This is a genomic window from Pseudomonas sp. S2_B07 (assembly GCF_054668435.1).
Window position 1 is genome coordinate 2,241,961 of record NZ_CP162769.1, and the last position, 19,231, is coordinate 2,261,191.

Here is a 19,231-nt window from a genome sequence, read left to right on the forward strand (position 1 = left end):
AACGAATCACTTTTTGGTGGCGTCAGCCGCGACGTCAACTTTCTTGGCGTCGGCAACTGCTTTAGCCGGCACCGTCTTCTTCGCTGGCGTTGCGGTTTTAGCCGGTGCTTTCTTGGCAGTGGCTTTCTTCGCCGGGGCCTTTTTCGTCGCCGGCACAGCCGCTTTCTTCGCCGCTGGCGCAGGGGTGACCGGTGTGGCCACTGGCTTGATGTCCTTCGCCGCGATCATAGTCACTGGCGCCGGAGCCGGCATGTTGTACTTGGCCAGCAACGCCACCATGGTGTTCTGCGGGGTCACCAGCAATTCCACGCGACGGTTCAAGGCACGGCCTTCAACACTGTCGTTGGCCGCACGCGGGGCGTCACCGCCCATGCCGCGGAGCATCAGGCGGTCACGCTGCAAACCGCTGAGACGGAAGATGGCGGCGACGGCTTGTGCACGTTCCTGGCTCAGTTTCACGTTGGCCGGTGCCGCACCCGACGTATCGCTGTGACCGAGTACCAGCACGGCCGTTTTCGGATCGACTTCAAGGATTTTCGCGACACGGGTGAACGGGCCGAGGGTGACAGGCAGCAGCATAGCTGGACGATCCGGGTTGAACGAGCCTTCTACCGGCGCGGTCACCACCAATACGTTTTCGCGGCGTTCAAGTTGCAGGTTGCTGTCCTTGATCGCTTCACGCAGACGCGGTTCGTAGTCGTCGAGCCAGGCCTGGGTGACTTTCGGGTCTATTGGCGCAACCTTGGTAGCGCTCTGATCCTTGCCGCCGAACGGCCACCACCACGAGTTACCCGCGTTGGTATCAGCCTTGGCGACCGGGACCGGTTTGGCTTCAGGTTTTATTTCCGGCTTGGCAGCGGTCTTGGCAGCGGCATCATCGGCACCGAACGGCCAGTACCAAGGGCTGGCGCTCTCACTTTTGGCAACAGGTGCGGTGGCAGCAGGTTTCAGTGGGGCCGGGGCAGGAACTGGGCTCGGCTCTTTAGCGGCGACTTTGTCGGACGAACCGAACGGCCACCAGCTGCCACCATCGGAATCACTTTTTGGGGTCTGTGCACAACCGGTGATAGCAAAGCACAGGGCCAGGGCGAGAGTTGGTTTGGATGACATCGGATATCCACGAAATATGAAGTAATGAAAAGTCAGACCGAAGCGGCCCGCACAAACTGACGCTTTGAAACCGAAAAGGCTGCCGGGTTCCGGTACTGGAACCCTTGAGCGGGTTTTACAGACAAGTGGCCAGTACTCGCGCAAGCTTCTGCGCGCGTGGATCCATCAAGACGTACGGCCCCAGGGTATTTGTCACAAAACCGAAGGCTACATCGTGTTCAGGGTCGGCAAAACCGATGGAGCCGCCAGCGCCCGGATGGCCGAACGCCCGTGGGCCGAGGCCGTAGGTCGCGTTGGGAACGTCCGGTTGATCAAGCATGCAACCCAGACCAAAGCGGGTCCGGGTCAATAAAGTCTTGTCGTCGCCGAGGCTGTGTTCTCGGGTCAGCTCATCGAGCATTTCGCCTTCCAGCAAACTGCCATCGAGCAGGCCGGCGTAGAACCCGGCCAGACTGCGCGCATTGCCATGACCGTTGGCGGCAGGTTGCTGCATACGCCGCCATTCGGGTTTGTTGGTGCTGGTCATGATCGACGGCGGATTGGTGAAGGCCCGGGTGGTCATGGCCGTCGGTTCACGCAGGGTCACTTGCAACAGGCGCTGGGCGGCGGCATCGCCGACATTACCCTTGCCACGCGCGATGTGCGCCACGCGATGGAATTCTTCATCAGCCAGGCCGACGTGGAAATCCAGGCCCAATGGCCTGGCAACGCGAGCGACGATGGATTCGCCCGGCCCACGACCGTCGGCACGGCGCAGTAACTCGCCCACCAGCCAGCCGTAAGTGATCGCGGCGTAGCCGTGGCCTTGGCCCGGCGTCCACCACGGCGTTTCGGCCGCGAGGGCGTCGACCATGGTTTGCCAGTCGTAAAGTGCCTCCGGGGCCAGCAATTCGCGCAACGCCGGCAAGCCTGCCTGATGGCAGAGCAATTGACGCAGGGTCACGGACTCTTTGCCGGCGGCGGCAAATTCGGGCCAATAGCGCGCTACCGGTGCATCCAGTTGCAGCTTGCCCTCAGCCACCAATTGCAGGGCCGTGACCGCGGTGAACGTCTTGGTGCAGGAGAACAGGTTGGCGATGGTGTCGCTGTGCCAGGCTTCGCTGCCATCCTTGTCGGCGGTGCCGGCCCAGAGGTCAAGGACGGTTTCACCGCCGACCTGGATGCACAAGGCTGCGCCACGTTCCTGAGGATCGTCGAACAGCGCCGCGAAAGCTTCGCGCACGGCTTCGAACTTAAGCTCGTAATGACCCTGAATCTGCACCCGCATTGCTCCCGGATATTCGCTATACAAAGTGGCCCGCATTGTTCCAGCCATTAGCCGTTTTGGGAACAGGGTTGGGCTGGGCGGTCGGTTGCCCATGGATTGGATGAGAAAATTTGTGGTGTCTTTTCGGACGCCATCGCGAGCAGGCTCACTCCTACAGGGGATCTTCGCCACACCAAAGATCCCCTGTAGGAGTGAGCCTGCTCGCGATGCTTTTAGAACTTAATGACCATTACCGGAATGCCCACCCGCATTTCCAGTGCCCTTCCCCGGCCCTTTTCCGGCCTCGGCCTTTCTGCCGCCCTCCGCATCGTGGCTGGCCTTGTCGGCCTCGGCCGCTGCTTTCACGGCCTCTTTGCTCAACTGATCGACAGCCGCCAGGTTGCTCTTGCGCACGGCCTCCACAAACCCTTGGAACGGCAGATCAGTAATCCCTACCAGACCAAAGTGACCATTCTCACCGTCCAGCAAACGCCCGGTCACGGGTTGGTCCAGGTATTGGAACCAATGCACACCGACAATCGAAGGCTCGCTCAGCGCCTGCTTGAGGAAGTTCGCGTAGGCCGGCCCACGGTCTTCTTCCTTGGCCAATTGCGTCACGCCGCCCCAGAACGGACCGCGATCCGCCGAGCCGAAGTTGAATTCGGTGATCAGCACCGGTTTGTCGAGGCTGCGCAGCTTGGCGAAGTCGTAACCGTCCTGCGGTTGCAAGGTGTACATGTTGAAGCTCAACACGTCGCAATACTGCGCGCAGGAGTCCACGGCTTCCGGGGTGCTGATGGCGAAACGACCGCCCAGCAACAGCTGGTTCGGCGCGTGCCACTTCAGCGAGTCGGAGAGGGTCTTGAAGTAGGTATCAGCGAAGACCTGCTGGAAGTATTTGAAGTCAGCCTCGATTTCCGGGTGGTCAGCGCTTGGCAGCGGCGGCACGAAGCCCGGGTCTTCCATCAATTCCCAGGCCGGCAAATCGATGCCCCACGCTTTGGACAGCCCCGCTTGATTGCGATATTTGTCGCGCAGCTGCTTGAGGAACGCACGTTTGGCCGGCACGTCGGTGGTCATTTTCAAGGTGCCGTAAGCCAGCGCATAACGGGCTTTCGGGTCGTTACCGGGACCGGCCCAGGCCAATTCGTTGTCGGCGTAGTAGCCGATCAGCCACGGGTCGTCGCGATGATCGCGGGCGGCAATGGCCACGGCGCGTTCGGTGGCCATGGCGAAACGTGGATCGAACGGGTCGGGCATGCCGCCCCACCAGTCGGTGCCGGTGCTGATGCTGGCGTAATCGCCGACGATCGACAGCGGCAAGGTGTACGGCACGCGATCAGCGTCGCCGAGCGCCGGGGCGCTCCAGTTGCCGATGGTGTTGAAGCCCCAGGCTTGCAGGCGATCCAGGGTGTGGTTGGTCCAGCGTTGTTCATCCACCACTGCTTTGCAGGGTTCGGCGGGTTTCTGCTCAACTGCTTTCGCCTCGGTCGCTTCGGCGGCGCCGGTCTTGGCCGCTTCGGCGACTCCGGCTTCGGCAATAGAAGGCGTAACAGGTTGCTCGGCAGCCTTCTCGACCGTCGCTTCGACCGCATCGGCCTTGGCCGCTTCGGCAACACCGGCCTTGGTGTCACTGCCCAGCGCACACGGTGCGCCATACAGGCGCTGCAAATTGGCACCGTAAAAATCGTACCAGCGACCGGCGTTATAGCCGCGGCCCTGATCGGCACCGTTACCGCCACGGTTGTCACCGTCGCCAAAATGGTTGGCCAGCGGCTCGTCGGGTTTTGGCAGGGACTCGAACATCCACTCCCGGCCGGCAACGTAAGTCTGGTTGACGTCCGGGGCCACGGTGTTGACCCCAAGCGAATAGAACGGATGCCCTTGCGGGGTGACCAGGTACCAGCGACCGTCGCGCTTTTCAGTGCGGAAAAAGCCGCTGGCCTTGAATATCGGGCCTTTGGTCCAGCCACCGTAGGTGTCCAGAGAGGATTTTTCGCGCTCGGCCAGCCAGGTTTTCAGTTGTTGCTGTTCCTTGGCGGCTGCGCTTTTCAATTGCTCATCGCTGCTGATCTTTTCTGGCCATTTGGCCCGGGTCGACTGACCGTATGCATCCACTAACCCGCCATAAACGGCCCGGGTCACGGCATCACCGTCCTGCACACCAAAACGTTCGAGCAAGATGTTCTGGGCCACTTTCGGTTGATCCATCGACAAGGTCACCGACACCACCTGGCTGCGATCCAGCTCACCGGCGCTGCTGGCCAGCAACATGCGCTGGCCGTCGACGGTCATCGGCATGGGCGGCCCGGCTTTCATGCCCTGGCTCAACGATGAGCTTGCCACCAACGGCACCAGCAAGGTCTGCGCAGGACCGGCCGGCAAATCGACGCGACTGACCAGCGTCTTGCCGTCATTGCTCTGGATTTTCACGTACAGGGTCACGGCCCAATCCATTGCACTCTGGATTCGCAGGCTCATGGCGCCCGATTGCGACCAGTCCCAGGCGCCGGTTTGCGGGGTCAAACGCAAACTCGGCTGGGCCACCGGGTTGAACGTCACCCGGCGCAACACTTCGCCTTCGGCTGTTTGTTCCGCATTGGATTGGGGCAGGCTGGCGTCCTGAGTCGCCACCTGGACCACGTCAGCGGGGCGTACAAAGTTGAACAGCGTCTGTTGGCCGGCGGGGGCTGCCAGCAAAGGGGCTGCGAACATCAGGGCAAATACAGCGGGCAACGAACGGCGAATCATAGGAACGTGGATCTCCCTAACGACCTTCAAGGGTCAATGGAAAAGCGATGGTAGAGAGATAGACAACGCGGCGGGCAAATGTGCCCACCGGTGTATCAGGAAATTTCGCGGCGAAATGGCGGAAGCGCATTGAGGATGGCTTTGCCGTAACGCTGGGTGACCAGACGTCGATCGAGCAAGGTGATGGTGCCGCGATCCTCTTCGGTACGCAGCAAGCGACCGCAGGCCTGGACCAGTTTCAGCGAGGCATCCGGCACGGAGATTTCCATGAACGGATTGCCGCCACGGGCCTCGATCCATTCCGCCAGCGCGGCTTCGACGGGATCATCCGGCACCGAGAACGGGATCTTCGCGATCACCACGTGCTCGCAGTACGCGCCCGGCAAGTCGACCCCTTCGGCAAAACTTGCGAGGCCGAACAGCACACTGGAATCCCCGCCATCGACACGTGCCTTGTGCTTGTTCAAGGTTTCCTGCTTCGACAGGTTGCCTTGAATGAACACTTGCTTGCGCCAGTCGCGGTCGAGGCCGTCGAACACGTCCTGCATCTGTTTGCGGGAAGAAAACAGCACCAGCGTGCCCCGGGAGCCTTCAACCAGTTGCGGCAAGTCACGAATGATCGCCGCGGTGTGGGCCGGTGCATCCCGCGGATCGGCTTTCAGGTCCGGCACGCGCAGCACGCCGGCATCGGCGTGGTGAAACGGGCTTGGGACCACGGCGGTCACGGCTTTTTTCGGCAGGCCGGCGCGCATGCGAAAACGGTCGAACGTGCCGAGGGCCGTCAGGGTTGCCGAGGTCACTAATGCGCCGTAAGCGACGTTCCACAGGTTGCGCCGAAGCATTTCTGCGGCAAGGATCGGGCTGGCGTTGACCTCGATGTCGAACAGCGAACCGCTTTCGGCCAACGTCAGCCAACGGGCCATGGGCGGGTTGTCTTCCGGGTCTTCAGCGGTGAACGCCACCCACAACTCCCAATTGCCCGAGGAACGGGACAACAGGCTGCCGAACAGTGGGTACCACTCTTCGGCCTGATTGCTGGCGATGCCGATGTTGACCTCGCCGTCCATGCCTTCCTTGAGCAACTCGGTGAGTCGGGTGAACAGGTCGGTGAGCCGGGCAAAGCCCTTCTTCAGCTCGACACCCATCTCGCGCATGTGCTCGGGAATCACCCCGCCGACGAAGCGATGACGCGGCCGCTCGCGGCCTTCGACGTCTTCGCCGGGTTTGAAATCGGCGACCTGCTCGCAGGCGGTGAACATGAATTGTTGCTGGGTCTTGATCTCGCGGGCCAGTTCCGGCACTTGCTCGATCAACTTGCCCAAATCGCCGGGCAGCGGGTGCTGGGCCAGCAGTTTGGTGAGGTTTTTCGCGGTGGTTTCCAGCCAGTCGGCAGTGGAACGCAGGCGCGTGTAATGGGCGAAGTGGCCGATGGCCTTGTCTGGCAGGTGGTGACCTTCGTCGAACACGTAGATGGTGTCGCGCGGGTCTGGCAGCACGGCACCGCCGCCCAAGGCCAGGTCGGCCAGCACCATGTCGTGGTTGGTGACGATCACGTCAACCTTGCCCATGCCTTCGCGGGCCTTATAAAAGGCGCACTGGCCGAAGTTCGGGCAATGGCGGTTGGTGCACTGGCTGTGATCGGTGGTCAGACGCGCCCAGTCGGCATCTTCCAGCGCCGTCGACCAACTGTCGCGGTCGCCGTCCCATTTATTGCCGGCGAGTTTTTCGATCATGCTGGTGAACAGCTTCTGACTGGCCTCGTCGACCTCGATCTTGAAGCCTTCTTCTTCGAACAACTGCGCCGTGGCCGTTTGTGCGTGGCCTTCCTGCAGCAACATGTCGAGCTTGGACAGGCACATGTAGCGCCCACGGCCCTTGGCCAACGCGAAGCTGAAATTCAGCCCGCTGTTGCGCATCAAATCGGGCAAATCCTTGTAGACGATCTGCTCTTGCAGGGCGACGGTGGCCGTGGCGATGACCAGGCGTTTGCCGGCAGCCTTGGCGGTCGGGATCGCCGCCAGGCTGTAGGCCACGGTTTTGCCGGTACCGGTGCCGGCTTCCACCGCAACAATCGCGGGGTCGCCACTGCGCCGGCCTTCGTCGTCGGTGTCGATATCCCCGAGGACCTTGGCAATTTCGGCGATCATCAGGCGTTGGCCGTAGCGCGGCTTGAGGCTCTTGGCTTCGAGAAAACGCGAATAGGCGCCCTGGATCGTGGTTTTGAGTTCGGTGCTGATCATGGATTGTCGGGCGCTAAAAATGCTGGATAAATTTTCAGTGGTTCGGTTCGGCGGCTATCATACCCCGCTAATTAATCCCGCGCAGAACGGAGTACCCCAATGACACCTTTTGGCATCGTTTATACCCTGCATGTCCTGTCCGCCCTGGTGTGGGTGGGCGGCATGTTTTTCGCCTGGATGGTTTTGCGCCCCGCGGCCATGAAGGCGCTGGAAGGCCCCGCCCGGCTGAAGCTGTGGGTGGAAGTGTTTCAAGGTTTTTTCCGCTGGGTCTGGGTCGCGGTAGTGCTGCTGCCGATCAGCGGGGTCGGCATGATTCATCTGCAATACGCCGGGTTTGAGGCCGCGCCGCGTTATGTGCAGGTGATGATGGGGTTGTACGTGGTGATGACGGCGCTGTTTATCCGGATCCAGGCGCTGATGCTGCCGGAGTTGCGCATTGCAGTGAACGCGCAGGATTGGCCGACGGGTGCAGCCGTGCTCGGGAAGATTCGGCGGTTGGTGGGGATTAATTTGATGGTGGGTCTGTTGCTGGTGGCGATTGCTGCGGCCCGGCCGATGTTCTGATGATCGTTCCCACGCTCTGCGTGGGAACGATCAGGATTACAACCGTTGAACCGTTACCGAACCCGCCGCCCCGGCAGGACCAGGCTGGCCATCCGCTCCCGGACGGCCACTTTTGCCGCCATCGGCCTTGTACACCAGGCAGCCTTTGGCCTGGCCACCCGCCCCCGGTTTACCACCAGGACCTGCAAGACCGCCGGCACCGCCAGCGACCTGCACCTTGATTTTATCCGCCGGGAAATCGCGCGGCACTTCCAGCTTCACCAGTGCGCCCGCAGCCCCCGGCTGACCATCACTGCCATCGCTGCCATCGGCACCGCGACCGGCCTGACCATAGGTACAACCCGGATCCTGGCCATTGGCGCCGTCAAGACCGAAAAACCCCGGTGCGCCCGCACCGCCGCGAGCATCGACCAACAATTGCGGAGCGGTCAACGCCTTGATCTGCAAGTTCAGATTGCGCCCCGAGCGTGCCGCCTTCTGGAAACTCCCCGGCGCGCCCCGCGCAGTGATCTGACTGCCTTCCGACAACTCGGCACGGTGCACTTTAAATTCCAGCGGTTGTTCACCCGGCACGATGGCAATTCGCGCTTCACGCCCCAAGTGCAATTCGCCCACCGTCACTTCGGTGACGTTCGAAGGAATCAGCAAAGTGCCGTAATCCGCGACTTCCAGCCGCTCCAGTTGCAAGGTGCTGGCCGTGTTGGGCAGGCGCATCAACGAGTTGGCTTCGACACTGACAACCTGAGCGCAGGCCAATGGACTGATAAATGCGGCGAGCAGACAGAGATTACGCATGGGAAGCCTTCGGTGCGGAGGGAGCCGGGATGGTTTGAAGATGGAAGACGCCGAAAATGGCAATCTGCAAGCGATCACGCCAAGGGTGGGCGCGGCCTTTGAGGCTGCGGTTGCAGAACACCAGCTCCAGCAGATGGAACAGTGCCAGCAGGCCCCCGGCCAGATTGACCAATGGGTGCAACGGATAAACAAACGGCGTGAGCAGATTGACCAGCACCACCAGCCAGAACAGCAGGGTCAATAACTTCCCCAGCCCCCAAAACACCTTCATACGCTCCCCCGCTGATCATTATTCTTTGGGCGCACAGTAACGGCTTCCACGCGGGATGCGCCAGAGGGCAACGGAAAATTCTTCATGAAGACCGCCGAATGGCCATCGCCCCCCCTTATTGGCGGGCCGATGGCTCTATATCGCGGCTTAGCGATTGATATGCAATTCCACGCGACGGTTTTTCGCGCGGCCTTCGTCAGTCGCGTTATCGGCGATGGGCTCACTTTCGCCCTTGCCTTCACTGGTGAGTTTGTTCGGGTCCAGCCCCTGGTTCATCAGATAGGCTGCCACGCTGGTGGCGCGACGTTCCGACAACATTTGGTTGTAGGCATCGGAACCGACACTGTCGGTATGGCCGACCACCTTGATACTCACCACATCGGCGCTTTGCAATTTCGGCATCAGCGCAGTCAGCTGATTCTGCGCAGACGGGGTCAGGTCAGATTGATTGAACGCAAACAGCACATCGCCCGCATCGCTGAGGGTGATGACTTCTTCGGGTACAGGTTCGACAGGTTTCACGCTGGCCGGGTATTGCGGCAGCGGGCAACCATGATGTTCGACCGGCGTATTGGCGGGAGTATCGGGGCAACGATCACGTCGATCAAAAACGCCGTCGCCATCTTCGTCGCCATCCTGGGCGTAACAGATCAAGCCGCCAGTCAGGATTCCGAGCGCTGCTCCTCCGGCCGCCCAGCCGCCACTTTCGATGGCGCCCAAACCGCCACCCACCAGCCCGCCTATGACGCTGCAGATTGGCCAGGTGCGTTGATTGAGGGGGGCAGTGCCATCACTGTGAGTTGCGCAACCGGTCAACAGGCTGCCAAGCAGCAGAACCGGTAGGACGGTCCTTGTGAGAACGCTCATATTGAAAGCTCCTGTGTTACCGGCCCATACCGGTTACACAGGAGTAAAGACCCGCATCCGCGACTATACAAGCCACGGAGCGGAAGGGACTTTAACGGTTGATTTTGATTTCCGTGCGACGGTTCATCGCGCGGCCGTCAGCCGTTTTGTTATCGGCGACCGGCTGGCTTTCACCGGCACCTACTACAGACACGAAGCTGCTGCGTGGCACGCCTTGCTCGATGAGGTACTCAACCACCGAGTGAGCGCGTTTATCCGACAGTTTCTGGTTGTAGGCATCGCTGCCCACGCTGTCGGTATGGCCGGTAACGGTCAGTTGAGCGGTAGGCGCTTCCGCCTTCAAGCGAGTGGCGATCTTGTCGAGGACCTGCTTGTCGGATGGTGTGAGGGTGGCTTTGTCAAACTGGAAGTGAACATCGCGGATGACGATGGTTTCTTCCTTGACCACAACAGCCTCTTCAACCACCGGTGCAGGTGGAGGGCAACCGTTGGCATCGACTGTCACGCCGTGCGGTGTGCCCGGGCACTTGTCGCGGCTATCCGGTACACCATCACCGTCTTCGTCGCCATCACCGTGAACCCAGCAATAGGCCGCTGCCGTGCCGCCGACGAGCAGCGCGCCATAGCCTGCCCACGCGGAGCTCTCGGTCGCGCCGAGACCCGCACCCACGACACCACCGACAGCCGCACAGGTCGGCCAGTCGGTTTTCTGCAAACCTGCGCAACCAGTCAACACACTGGTGAGCAGAACCAAGGGTAATGCTGTCCGAACTATGCTCATCTAGTTTTCTCCTGAGGGATCGGCTTAGAACCGATTCAGGTAGTAAAGACCCGACTATTAAACTCCGCCAGCAATAGGCCATTGCTGTTTTATCCCGTGTACACGACGGATTGGCGCATTTGCGCTAAACCCGCTCTAGGCCCGGACGTTTGGGCAGGCTAGTCTTGGTGCTCTGATTGAGGATCTTTGATGATTGCAGCTATTTCTTCGCGCACACCGCAACAGGCGTTGGCCGCTTTGCTGGACCTTTACGCTCCCGCGCAGCTGTTGCTGATCGGGGCCAGTGAGTTTCCCGCCCTGGAAGCCTTCAAGCTTGCGCACCCGGATACGTGTGTCGCCCACACGGCACCGGGACCGTTGCCGGCGGAACTGGCGGCACGCCGGTTCGATCTGGCGCTGGCGGTCGATTGCCTCGAACACTTGCCAAAGCGCGACGGCTTGAACCTGCTCGGCGGGATCCGCAACCTCAACGCCAGCCGCATTGCGGTGCTGGCGGACTTGTCGGCCAGCGGCTGGCAGGAGACGGATTTTTTCTCCCTGGCCCTGCAAGCCAGCGAGCGCTTCCAGCGCGATGAACAAGTGTTGACCCTGTTCACCTATGATCTGCTTGACTACAAACAAGTACCCGACTGGCTCAACTCACGCTTTTGGGCCAATCCGGAAAACTTCGGGAAATATTGGTGGTAATGCAATGATCTGACGCCTTGCAAGAGTTAGATTCCCATAGTATTGGTAGGCCTTCCCTTGCGAACCCATAGCCGCAGCTGGTGATCGGGGGGCGATCTAACAGCCCTGCATCTGTCAAAGCAGACTAAAGGGGTGGGTGTCTGATCACGTGAGGGAAGACAGATGGAGCTTGTGAGGGCGACTAAAGATTTTTTGATAGCTGGGCAACCATACCCGGATTTCCCTATTTTGCTATGGGACTCGATGGAGAGTTGTGTTCCCGCCAATCAGTTTTTTCGCCACTACTTGCTTCGCGGCGAAATTGGGTCTGATCGTTCTTGGCCCAGCACTGGGCGCGCTGTCTACGACTTCTTTAGCTTCCTTCAAGCCCATGAGTTGGACTGGCGCGACGTTGATCGTGGCGAGGCGAAGAGTCTAGTTGCAGCCTATCGTGACTATTGCCTGAATACGTGCGAGCTGAAACTAAACACCACTCGCCAGCGCTTGACTTACATCTGCAAGTTCTACGAATACGCACTGGAGAAGGGGTGGGTGAAACGCGTGCCCTTCTCATACGAAGAACGCACCGTAAAGCGCGAATTGAGCTTCCTTGAGCATGTCGATGCCAGAGGCGGTAAGACGATGGCAAACGATGTGATGCCGCGTCGCCACAAGATCCTGCCCAAGTTTCTGAGCATGGCCGAGATCAAATCTCTCCTGGCCGCTGCAGAGAATCCTCATCACCGGATAATGATTCGCCTAGCGTTACATACAGGTCTGCGCCGCGAGGAAATCGCTGCCTTCCCGAGGGCATATGTCTTCGACCCAGACAAGGCTGAACGTGCCGAACGCAACCTTCCCATTCCGCTGGATCCGTTCGATGGCAGCGGTATGGTGACTAAGGGGAGCAAGCCACGGGATATTTACGTCAACCGCAAGTTCATGGCTGAACTCTATCGCTATGTGACGAAGGTGCGCGGCGAGCGTGCATCGCTAAGCAAAACCCCACAAAAGGCACTGCTGCTTAATCAGTTCGGGGAACCCTATGGTGACGACGGCAAGAGCCTCAACCGGATCATCAGCGAGATCGGCAAGCGGGCTGGAATAAAGGTCCATACGCACATGCTCCGGCACACCTATGCCACCCAAACCCTAGTCAGCCTCCAGCGTACTCCTGAGAGTGGGCTGGAGCCTTTGGTCTTTGTTCAGAGGCAACTCGGCCACAGCTCGATTCAGACAACCATGGTGTATCTGCACCTGGTCAACGAAATGGCCGACAAAGCGGTGCTGGCATATGACGATGAGTTGAACGCATTGGCGGAAGGGATCTGATGGGTAAGCGTAAGGTATTTACCAAGACAGACCTCAACGTCCCGCAAGTCCACCAAGACCGCGACACGTCAGGCAATGTGGTCATTCTGGATGAAGTAATTCCGCCGAGTAACACCAAGATCGCATTCAGGCGGAACGCCTCCCAAGCCCGTAGCTTCGATTTTGCCAGCTGGTACGGCGTTGGCATCAATCCCATCACCTATGCCTGCCAGCGCCAGATCGAACGCTTTCTGTCAGATGGGGACGCTATTGTCGCTACGAGCACGGTGAGTGGCTACTGCAGGCATGGGATGCGCTATTTCCTCGAATACTGCACGCTGCGGGCGACGGCATTTGGCCGTGAATTGGTTTTGGAGGATGTTAGTCGCGACTTGATCGACGGTTATCTCATCCATCTCGCTGGGCTAGACGTGTCAAGTAGCACTCAGAAGACCCTTTACGCGCAAACCAAGCCCGTACTACTCGCTTTGGGACACCGCGGACTGATCCATTTAGTTAATTCCGGCGATGCGGCCACCTTCCCCAAGAATCCCTATCCGAACGTCAACCGCAAGACCAAAGGCGAGACGGCGCTATCCAAGCGCGAACGGCAAGCGTTTACGGTGGCGCTACGACAGGCAATTAGACCAATCTGGGACGACGGTGCACCTTTGACCGGAGAACTCCTTTGCTTTGTTCTGTTAGTGGTGGCACTGCACACTGGACGCAATACTACGCCATTGCTGGAAATGGACCGTGAATGCCTGCGCCCGCACCCCAAAGACGATACCGTATTCCTGGTGTTATGGAAAAGGCGGGGGTACAGCACCAGCAAGGCGGTCCTCCGCGCCGCATCAGACGCCGAGCGTCTATTGGAATCTACGCCGAGCGTGAGGACCAATGTGGAGCGGCTAATCCGTCGCACGATGACTCTAACTGAGCCTCTAGATGCACAGGTACCGGACGACCTGAAGGGCCGCGTGTGGCTGCATCGCATTCGCTCCCCGAATAATACCGGCGAAATCACTGCGTTAAATGGACGTTCACTGTCAGCTGCAATAAGCCTCCTTGTCGCTCGTTATAATTTGACCGACATAGACGGAAAGCCACTGCGCATTAACATCTCTCGCCTTCGCAAGACCTTCGCCAACCGAATATTCGAACTGACCGATGGCGACTTGGCAGTCACTGCCGCGGCTTTAGGCAATACCCCGCGGGTAGCAGATCGTAACTACTTGTTACCCAGTGACGGTGCACGCCGCAATTGGCAGTTCATGTGGGAGGTATTGGTCCAGGAGTTGCTAAGCAACACAATTGGAGCGACGTATAAGGATACCCCCATGGGCCGCTGCGCCGACCCGGTGAACGGTCAGTACGCTCCCAAGCGCGAGGGAGCGACTTGCATGAATTTCATGAACTGTCTGCGATGCAATCACTACGCTGTGACCTCCGAGGATCTGTACAAGCTATTCAGCTTCTACTTCCGCGTGCTGGCCGAACGCTCACGTATGGACAATCGGCGCTGGGCAAGAGAGTACGCCCCAACAACCCCAGCTCGCAGCCCAACAAATGGAAGCAGGCAGGTAAGATTTTTGCTTTGCGCCATGAAGGCGTTGATTATTTCCCGATCTACGGACTCGACCCAGCACAAGGCTTTCGGCCGTTTTCTGCGCTGGAAAGTGTAATTTCGACATTGACCGCGATAAAGGACGGGTGGGCAATGGCGTTCTGGTTTGCGTCGCCAAATACCTTCCTCGGCGGGAAACGGCCCCAGGACGTGCTCTCGGCCAATCCCTTAAGCGTGCTTTCAGCGTCTAAGGAAGAAGTGTCCGCGGTCGTCCATGGATGATAATCCACCGAAGTTGCCGCCATCTCCCGGCTAGGTGATGCACCTACGATAATTTACCTTCGAAGCCCATATGCTTTTCCTGCACCGATTTCATATGGAAGTAACCGTCCGGCAACGCACCTTCGCTGACAACAGCAAAACGCCGCCTGGCACGACAAAAGTTCGATTACCAATCAATGACTTTTTTCGAGTTATAAGTCGCGACGGAACTTTCATCAGTTGCCGTTCGACGACCCGAAGCCCTCTGGCGTTTTTTGCCTTCCATTCGAATGATCTGCAATGGACTTGGCCGAACCTCCTCCAATGAAGAACTCAATCGCTCTAGCTCATTAATAGCTCTAAGTACGGAAATTAAATTCACCAGCGTACCTTTCCCATGATTAAGCAAAAGGTGCAGCGTCTGACGACTGATCCCGGCTTCTTTAGCCACATCTCCCAGGCTCATATTTTTTTCAATCGCAGAATCTGAATGTGCTGACCAACTGATGCAGAGATCACTTGGTCGGTCTGCGCTTGGAGATGCATAGTATGATGATTCCTAGACAATAACCGGACGATTACGCCTTTGCGTCTGCAATTTTATACACTGTTTTTTTTTCACTAATGACGTCCCTTTAGAAAAAGCGCCCAAGCATCACACCTTGCGAAACTGGACCATTGGTTACTCAACCGATGCACTGCAGCGGACTCGGTTGGGGCCGTTTCTTGGTTCGGAGCACTTCACCACGCGTGACGCGCTAGAAATTATACTTAATCGAATCGACGCTTACCCGCCACCGTTTTCGCCCGTGCCCCCCAAAACGCCAACCTTCTGCCACTTCAATAGCATTTCTTCAATTACACGAGTGCCCTTGCTGGTGGAGAGCAGCGCCATGGTGGCACCCGAAAAGCGCGCCTTGGGTTTGCTGAGCCAGCGCGGGGCTTTTTGGTCGTCGCCAAAAAGCACCTCGGCCATGGCCATCACGTGCACAAGACGAAACAGCCGATCACTCTCACTCAGGCGCTGACCGCGAGCCAACCGAGTGCTGAGGACAGCAGGCGAAATGATCTGATGGCGCGCTACTGGGCTGAATGCACCCAGGTTGCAGACCGTCTCGACACTCGCGGACGAGCCCCCCCATGATGAACTCGTGGATATCCTGCTCAGAAGCGTCAAGGGGGATTTGCAGCCACGTCTCCAGCCGGCGCCGATAGGTCTGGTAAGCCGTTTCGTGCATCACTTCAGCCAACATGGCTCGCCTTTTGGCTGGGGTATTGTGCAAGAAGCATCCAGCCCTTTCCGTCGCGAGGAAAGGTGGCTTGGTCGGAAAACCCCATCAGCCACGCGCCCCATGTGCACAACCGCGCCCGTCGCGCCGGCTAGCCGATTCGCCTGGCTCCAGGCCGGAACGTTCAACTGCGGATGCCGCCGCACAGTGCTTTGGTGTGCTGTCACGAAAAGCAAACGCGGAGTGGGTGTTAGAGGGCGACATTCAAGGCTGTTTCGACAATATCAGCCATGACTGGTTGATCGCCAACATCCCCATGGATAAGGCGATTTTGCAGAAATGGCTCCGGGCTGGTTATGTCTACCAAAAGCAGCTATTCCCCAGCCACGCCTGAACCCCGCAGGGAGGCATCATATCCCCGGTGTTGGCGAACATGACGCTGGATGGGTTGGAAGCGATGCTGGCGAAGAGATTTCCCAACGCGAAGTGGACAGCCCGAAAAATGCGCGTGGTGCGTTATGCAGATGATTTCATCATCACTGGTTGTTCGAAAGAATGGCTGGAGAATGAAGTCAGGCCCGCCGTGTTGAATTTCTGGCGGAGCGCGGTCTCGTGCTCTCTCCGGAAAAAACCAAGATAACGCACATAAGGGACGGGTTCGACTTCCTCGGATGGAACCTGCGCAAGTACAACGGCAAGCTCCTGATCAAGCCGTCCAAGGCGAACATCAGGGCTCTCCTTGCCAAGCTGCGAGAGTTGATCAAGACCAACAAAACGATACGACAGGCTAACTTGATAGGTTTGCTCACTCCGGTTCTACAGGGCTGGGCGAACTATCACAGTCATGTCGTCGCCAAGAAGGTCTTCAACCAGGTGGACAGCGCAGTGTGGGAAATGCTCTGGCGATGGGCGGTACGTCGCCACCCTCGCAAGACACGCCGATGGGTGAAGGATCGGTATTTCAAAGTACAAGGGGCGCGCCGTTGGGTGTTCTCGTGTACTGAAAAATCCGCCGATGGTCGGAAGCGTCAGTACACGCTAGTAGACGCCTCAGACACACCGATTGTGCGACATATTAAGATTAAGGCCGCTGCCAACCCTCACGACCCTACATGGGATGAGTACTTCGAATCCCGCTGGGGCAAGAGGATGCTCACTTCCGTAAAAGGTCGAGCCAAGCTGTATCGGATATGGGTGCAACAGGGCGGCAGGTGCTGCGCCTGCTTCAAGCCGGTGACCAAAGACACACCGTGGCACAGTCGCCATATTGTGAAGCTAGGTCATGGCGGGACGGACGCAGCCGCTAATCTTGAGATCTACCACCTGCGCTGCCCTAGGGATGTGCAATTTGCCTATGCCGATGATGTACAACCGGGTGCCTAGGGGTGCCTTAGCAGAGGCTTGAGCCGTGTGCTGGGAAACTCGCATGCACGGTTCTTAGGGGGTTGGACGCGGGCAACCGCGTCTGACTACCCGACAACCAGATCCAGTCGTGGGCCGTGGGTCGTAAGAACTAGCTTTTGCAGGTTCGCTGCGCAGCGGCAAACGGGCGGCGACGATCATGAATTTGATCCAGTCAGCGCGACTCAACAGGCATGATCCGTATGCTTATTTGAAGGACGTCCTCACGCGCCTGCCGACGCAGCGGGCCAGTAATATTGCGCAGTTGCTGGCGCATAACTGGTAACCGACTTAGTTGCGCAAGACGGGGCGGCACCAACAGCTGTCGCAGTATAAAAAATAGCCAGCGTAAAAAGGGTTGTGTAAATCTTTCTGGATCTATCTATCTTCAATGTCGGGAGAAATAAATGGAGAAGAAGATGACAGCTGAATTATCTGGTTGATATAAGAAGATTCTTAAAATCAGAAGCGTCGAGCTGACAGGGTTTAGTGCGCATTCGTAAAAGCGTCCGTCGCTGCAAGATACTGTAACAAATTCAATTTGGCATGGAATGCAATTGCAAGTCCAATAGACCCTTTACAGGGAGACAGCCATGCTTACCACTCAACTGATTCTGTTGGTCGTTTTTGGAGTCGTCGTCACCGCTTGGGGTGCCAGACTAGATATAAATAATCACAGAAAGGAAAAAGAAGCTCAGCGAGCACAAAACAACGATCAGAACTAATCCCGCGTCACAAGCAACTAATAAAAGATTATCGCTAGTTGAGTTCCCCTCTTTTAGTCTCGGCTGTTGGTGCCAGCTCATCCCGCAACCCAAGTAATAATGCCATCGGCACACGGTGCGCCCTTGTTGCTGACTACGCGCTGAAACGCACGCTTGAGGTTGGCGGGTGCAAGCACCCGCGCCATAAGCGTGTCCGGCTCCGCGTTCGTCCACGTCACGGACGCCGTCGATGCTTGACCCTGTCAGAGTCTTCCTCGGATACCATCCGGGACTAGAAGTAACAGTTTTCTTTTGGAATATAATCTGCGTTTCACATGCTTCCTTCAGATTCGCAGTCACCCGCGACACCCTTGCCTCTGGCTTCTTCCCCTTGCCGGGAGTGCAGAGAGTTTCACCACCAAGTCACCAGCGGGGCTACCACAGCTAAGCTGGTTGCGCTAACGCGCAACGCGCAATGCCTGGCGCACAAACAATAAACGCCCGTATTATCGCGCGCTAAATTAAACACCAAATCCAAGTTAGCCGAGTATAAAAGAAGTGAATGTCGGGAACGGTTCGAATGATCAGATATCGGGCTGTTGCTTCTGTTCAATAGTGCCTGCTGCAGAGGAATCGTTGTATTTGGTCTGGGCTGCCAAGGCCTTTTGCGCGGCTTCAGCATGGGCCTCCACCTGGCTGGCCTGGAACGCCTCCCAACGGGCGCGGGCCCGGTCAGAACCGTCTTCGGCAAAGGCAGAGACAGATATGACGGACAATAGGCCGGCCATGACAAGGGTGGACAGTTTCATAGAATAAATTTCCTGAGGTAATAACGGAGGGTGCCGCTTGGGCTATATGAATTTATGAATGGCACTTTAGGAAGTGTCGTTATTAATTGACCGCTTAGTGATCATCAGTTTTCGTTCGGGCAATCTCCTTGAACCAGATAGTCCAAAACATGCTCCCGCCCCTGATGGTCCAAGTAATCGAGACGTGCGGGAATCACACCGCACTGGCCCGAGATATCAGTAACTGATATGACTTTTGCGATATCCATAGAAACATAGAAACCAGTCTTATCGTGGATCACCGGTGAGTTCTCGGTAGTATCGGCAAAAACTGAACCGCTGGTGAGCAAGGCAGCAAATCCAAGCATAAACAATTTCATTGAATTACCTCTCTATTTGTTTAGTTTCTTATTAGCTGATAATTAGCCTACAGCAACTAATCCGACACAAATAATCTACGAACAGAACAATGACAAAGTTATAGTGCAATCTCGCCCCACCTTAAGATTCATGAGGCGTAACTGCATGAGATGTGTATCGGGCTAATGAGCCGGACACTCACAATTGAGATACCGCCTAGAACAGTCTGATCCCCCATCGGGGTGAACGGGGGAACGACCTCCAGAGACAAGTTCAGCGCGAAAAAAGGGACGAGAAATGACCATGGTATTTCCATTAG

General features: G+C 57.8%; 17 protein-coding genes and 3 pseudogenes. 7 read left to right on the forward strand and 13 right to left on the reverse strand.

The genetic code is table 11. From position 1 onward, the window contains the following. Nucleotides 1-6: 6 nt before the first annotated feature. The 4 genes from AB4N43_RS10440 to dinG form a co-directional block, all read right to left on the reverse strand. Nucleotides 7-1,110 carry an OmpA family protein gene (locus tag AB4N43_RS10440; protein WP_027925645.1) on the reverse strand — a complete coding sequence of 368 codons (1,104 nt, stop codon included), beginning with the start codon at nt 1,108-1,110 and terminating at the stop codon, nt 7-9. Nucleotides 1,111-1,225: 115 nt separating this feature from the next. Then, the gene (locus tag AB4N43_RS10445) at nt 1,226-2,371 is read right to left on the reverse strand and encodes an EstA family serine hydrolase (RefSeq protein ID WP_027925646.1); all 1,146 of its coding nucleotides are present in this window, start codon (nt 2,369-2,371) and stop codon (nt 1,226-1,228) included. A gap of 225 nt (nt 2,372-2,596) precedes the next feature. Beyond that, nucleotides 2,597-5,107, reverse strand: coding sequence for a beta-galactosidase (locus AB4N43_RS10450; protein ID WP_460153971.1), 2,511 nt, complete (start codon nt 5,105-5,107; stop codon nt 2,597-2,599). A 95-nt stretch (nt 5,108-5,202) separates the two neighbouring features. Then, a complete protein-coding gene (dinG, locus tag AB4N43_RS10455) occupies nt 5,203-7,347 on the reverse strand; it encodes an ATP-dependent DNA helicase DinG (RefSeq protein ID WP_027925648.1) in 2,145 nt (714 codons plus the stop codon). Between the two features lie 99 nt (nt 7,348-7,446). Between dinG and AB4N43_RS10460 the strand changes: the two genes are divergently transcribed. Then, nucleotides 7,447-7,911: a CopD family protein gene (locus tag AB4N43_RS10460; RefSeq protein WP_027925649.1), complete on the forward strand. Its 465-nt coding sequence runs from the start codon at nt 7,447-7,449 to the stop codon at nt 7,909-7,911. A gap of 36 nt (nt 7,912-7,947) precedes the next feature. On the opposite strand, the gene AB4N43_RS10465 is transcribed toward AB4N43_RS10460, so the two are convergent. The 4 genes from AB4N43_RS10465 to AB4N43_RS10480 form a co-directional block, all read right to left on the reverse strand. Then, complete coding sequence (locus AB4N43_RS10465) at nt 7,948-8,706, reverse strand: hypothetical protein (protein WP_027925650.1); 759 nt, start codon at nt 8,704-8,706, stop codon at nt 7,948-7,950. Next, entirely contained in the window at nt 8,699-8,977 is a 279-nt protein-coding gene (locus AB4N43_RS10470; protein ID WP_194939911.1) for a DUF1145 domain-containing protein, read from the reverse strand. Before AB4N43_RS10470 ends, AB4N43_RS10465 begins: the two co-directional genes overlap by 8 nt. Before the next feature lie 147 nt (nt 8,978-9,124). After that, nucleotides 9,125-9,844 (reverse strand): OmpA family protein, encoded by a 720-nt coding sequence (locus tag AB4N43_RS10475; protein WP_027925652.1) that lies wholly within the window; start codon nt 9,842-9,844, stop codon nt 9,125-9,127. Between the two features lie 91 nt (nt 9,845-9,935). After that, nucleotides 9,936-10,625: an OmpA family protein gene (locus AB4N43_RS10480; RefSeq protein WP_027925653.1), complete on the reverse strand. Its 690-nt coding sequence runs from the start codon at nt 10,623-10,625 to the stop codon at nt 9,936-9,938. Between the two features lie 189 nt (nt 10,626-10,814). On the opposite strand from AB4N43_RS10480, the gene AB4N43_RS10485 reads away from it, so the two are divergent. The 3 genes from AB4N43_RS10485 (at nt 10,815) to AB4N43_RS10495 (ending at nt 14,287) form a co-directional block, all read left to right on the forward strand. Next, complete coding sequence (locus AB4N43_RS10485; protein ID WP_027925654.1) at nt 10,815-11,312, forward strand: DUF6231 family protein; 498 nt, start codon at nt 10,815-10,817, stop codon at nt 11,310-11,312. 162 nt (nt 11,313-11,474) lie between these two features. Beyond that, nucleotides 11,475-12,623 carry a tyrosine-type recombinase/integrase gene (locus AB4N43_RS10490; RefSeq protein WP_154946615.1) on the forward strand — a complete coding sequence of 383 codons (1,149 nt, stop codon included), beginning with the start codon at nt 11,475-11,477 and terminating at the stop codon, nt 12,621-12,623. Then, the gene (locus AB4N43_RS10495; RefSeq protein WP_460153973.1) at nt 12,623-14,287 is read left to right on the forward strand and encodes a hypothetical protein; all 1,665 of its coding nucleotides are present in this window, start codon (nt 12,623-12,625) and stop codon (nt 14,285-14,287) included. The genes AB4N43_RS10490 and AB4N43_RS10495 overlap by 1 nt, the downstream gene beginning before the upstream one ends. A gap of 330 nt (nt 14,288-14,617) precedes the next feature. Here AB4N43_RS10495 and AB4N43_RS10500 read toward each other — a convergent pair whose 3' ends face one another. Together AB4N43_RS10500 and AB4N43_RS10505 are read right to left on the reverse strand one after the other, a co-directional pair. Continuing rightward, nucleotides 14,618-14,896: an XRE family transcriptional regulator gene (locus AB4N43_RS10500; RefSeq protein WP_224794870.1), complete on the reverse strand. Its 279-nt coding sequence runs from the start codon at nt 14,894-14,896 to the stop codon at nt 14,618-14,620. Nucleotides 14,897-15,217: 321 nt separating this feature from the next. Continuing rightward, the gene (locus AB4N43_RS10505) at nt 15,218-15,406 is read right to left on the reverse strand and encodes an MbcA/ParS/Xre antitoxin family protein (protein WP_224794871.1); all 189 of its coding nucleotides are present in this window, start codon (nt 15,404-15,406) and stop codon (nt 15,218-15,220) included. A 275-nt stretch (nt 15,407-15,681) separates the two neighbouring features. On the opposite strand from AB4N43_RS10505, the pseudogene AB4N43_RS10510 reads away from it, so the two are divergent. From AB4N43_RS10510 to AB4N43_RS10520, 3 genes and pseudogenes are all read left to right on the forward strand, one after another. Then, nucleotides 15,682-16,299: pseudogene (locus AB4N43_RS10510) on the forward strand (reverse transcriptase domain-containing protein). Beyond that, a complete protein-coding gene (locus AB4N43_RS10515; RefSeq protein WP_224794872.1) occupies nt 16,272-17,042 on the forward strand; it encodes a group II intron maturase-specific domain-containing protein in 771 nt (256 codons plus the stop codon). Before AB4N43_RS10510 ends, AB4N43_RS10515 begins: the two are co-directional and overlap by 28 nt. A 92-nt stretch (nt 17,043-17,134) precedes the next feature. Continuing rightward, nucleotides 17,135-17,346 (forward strand): annotated as a pseudogene (locus AB4N43_RS10520) (transposase domain-containing protein); the annotation flags it as partial. A 537-nt stretch (nt 17,347-17,883) separates the two neighbouring features. Here the strand turns inward: AB4N43_RS10520 and AB4N43_RS10525 are convergent. The 3 genes and pseudogenes from AB4N43_RS10525 to AB4N43_RS10535 form a co-directional block, all read right to left on the reverse strand. After that, a pseudogene (locus AB4N43_RS10525) lies at nt 17,884-18,031 on the reverse strand (group II intron reverse transcriptase/maturase); the annotation flags it as partial. Nucleotides 18,032-18,348: 317 nt separating this feature from the next. Further along, entirely contained in the window at nt 18,349-18,573 is a 225-nt protein-coding gene (locus AB4N43_RS10530) for a hypothetical protein (RefSeq protein WP_008041660.1), read from the reverse strand. Between the two features lie 104 nt (nt 18,574-18,677). After that, on the reverse strand, nt 18,678-18,932 hold the full coding sequence (locus AB4N43_RS10535; RefSeq protein ID WP_460153975.1) for a DUF2790 domain-containing protein: 255 nt from the start codon (nt 18,930-18,932) through the stop codon (nt 18,678-18,680). Nucleotides 18,933-19,231: the final 299 nt, after the last annotated feature.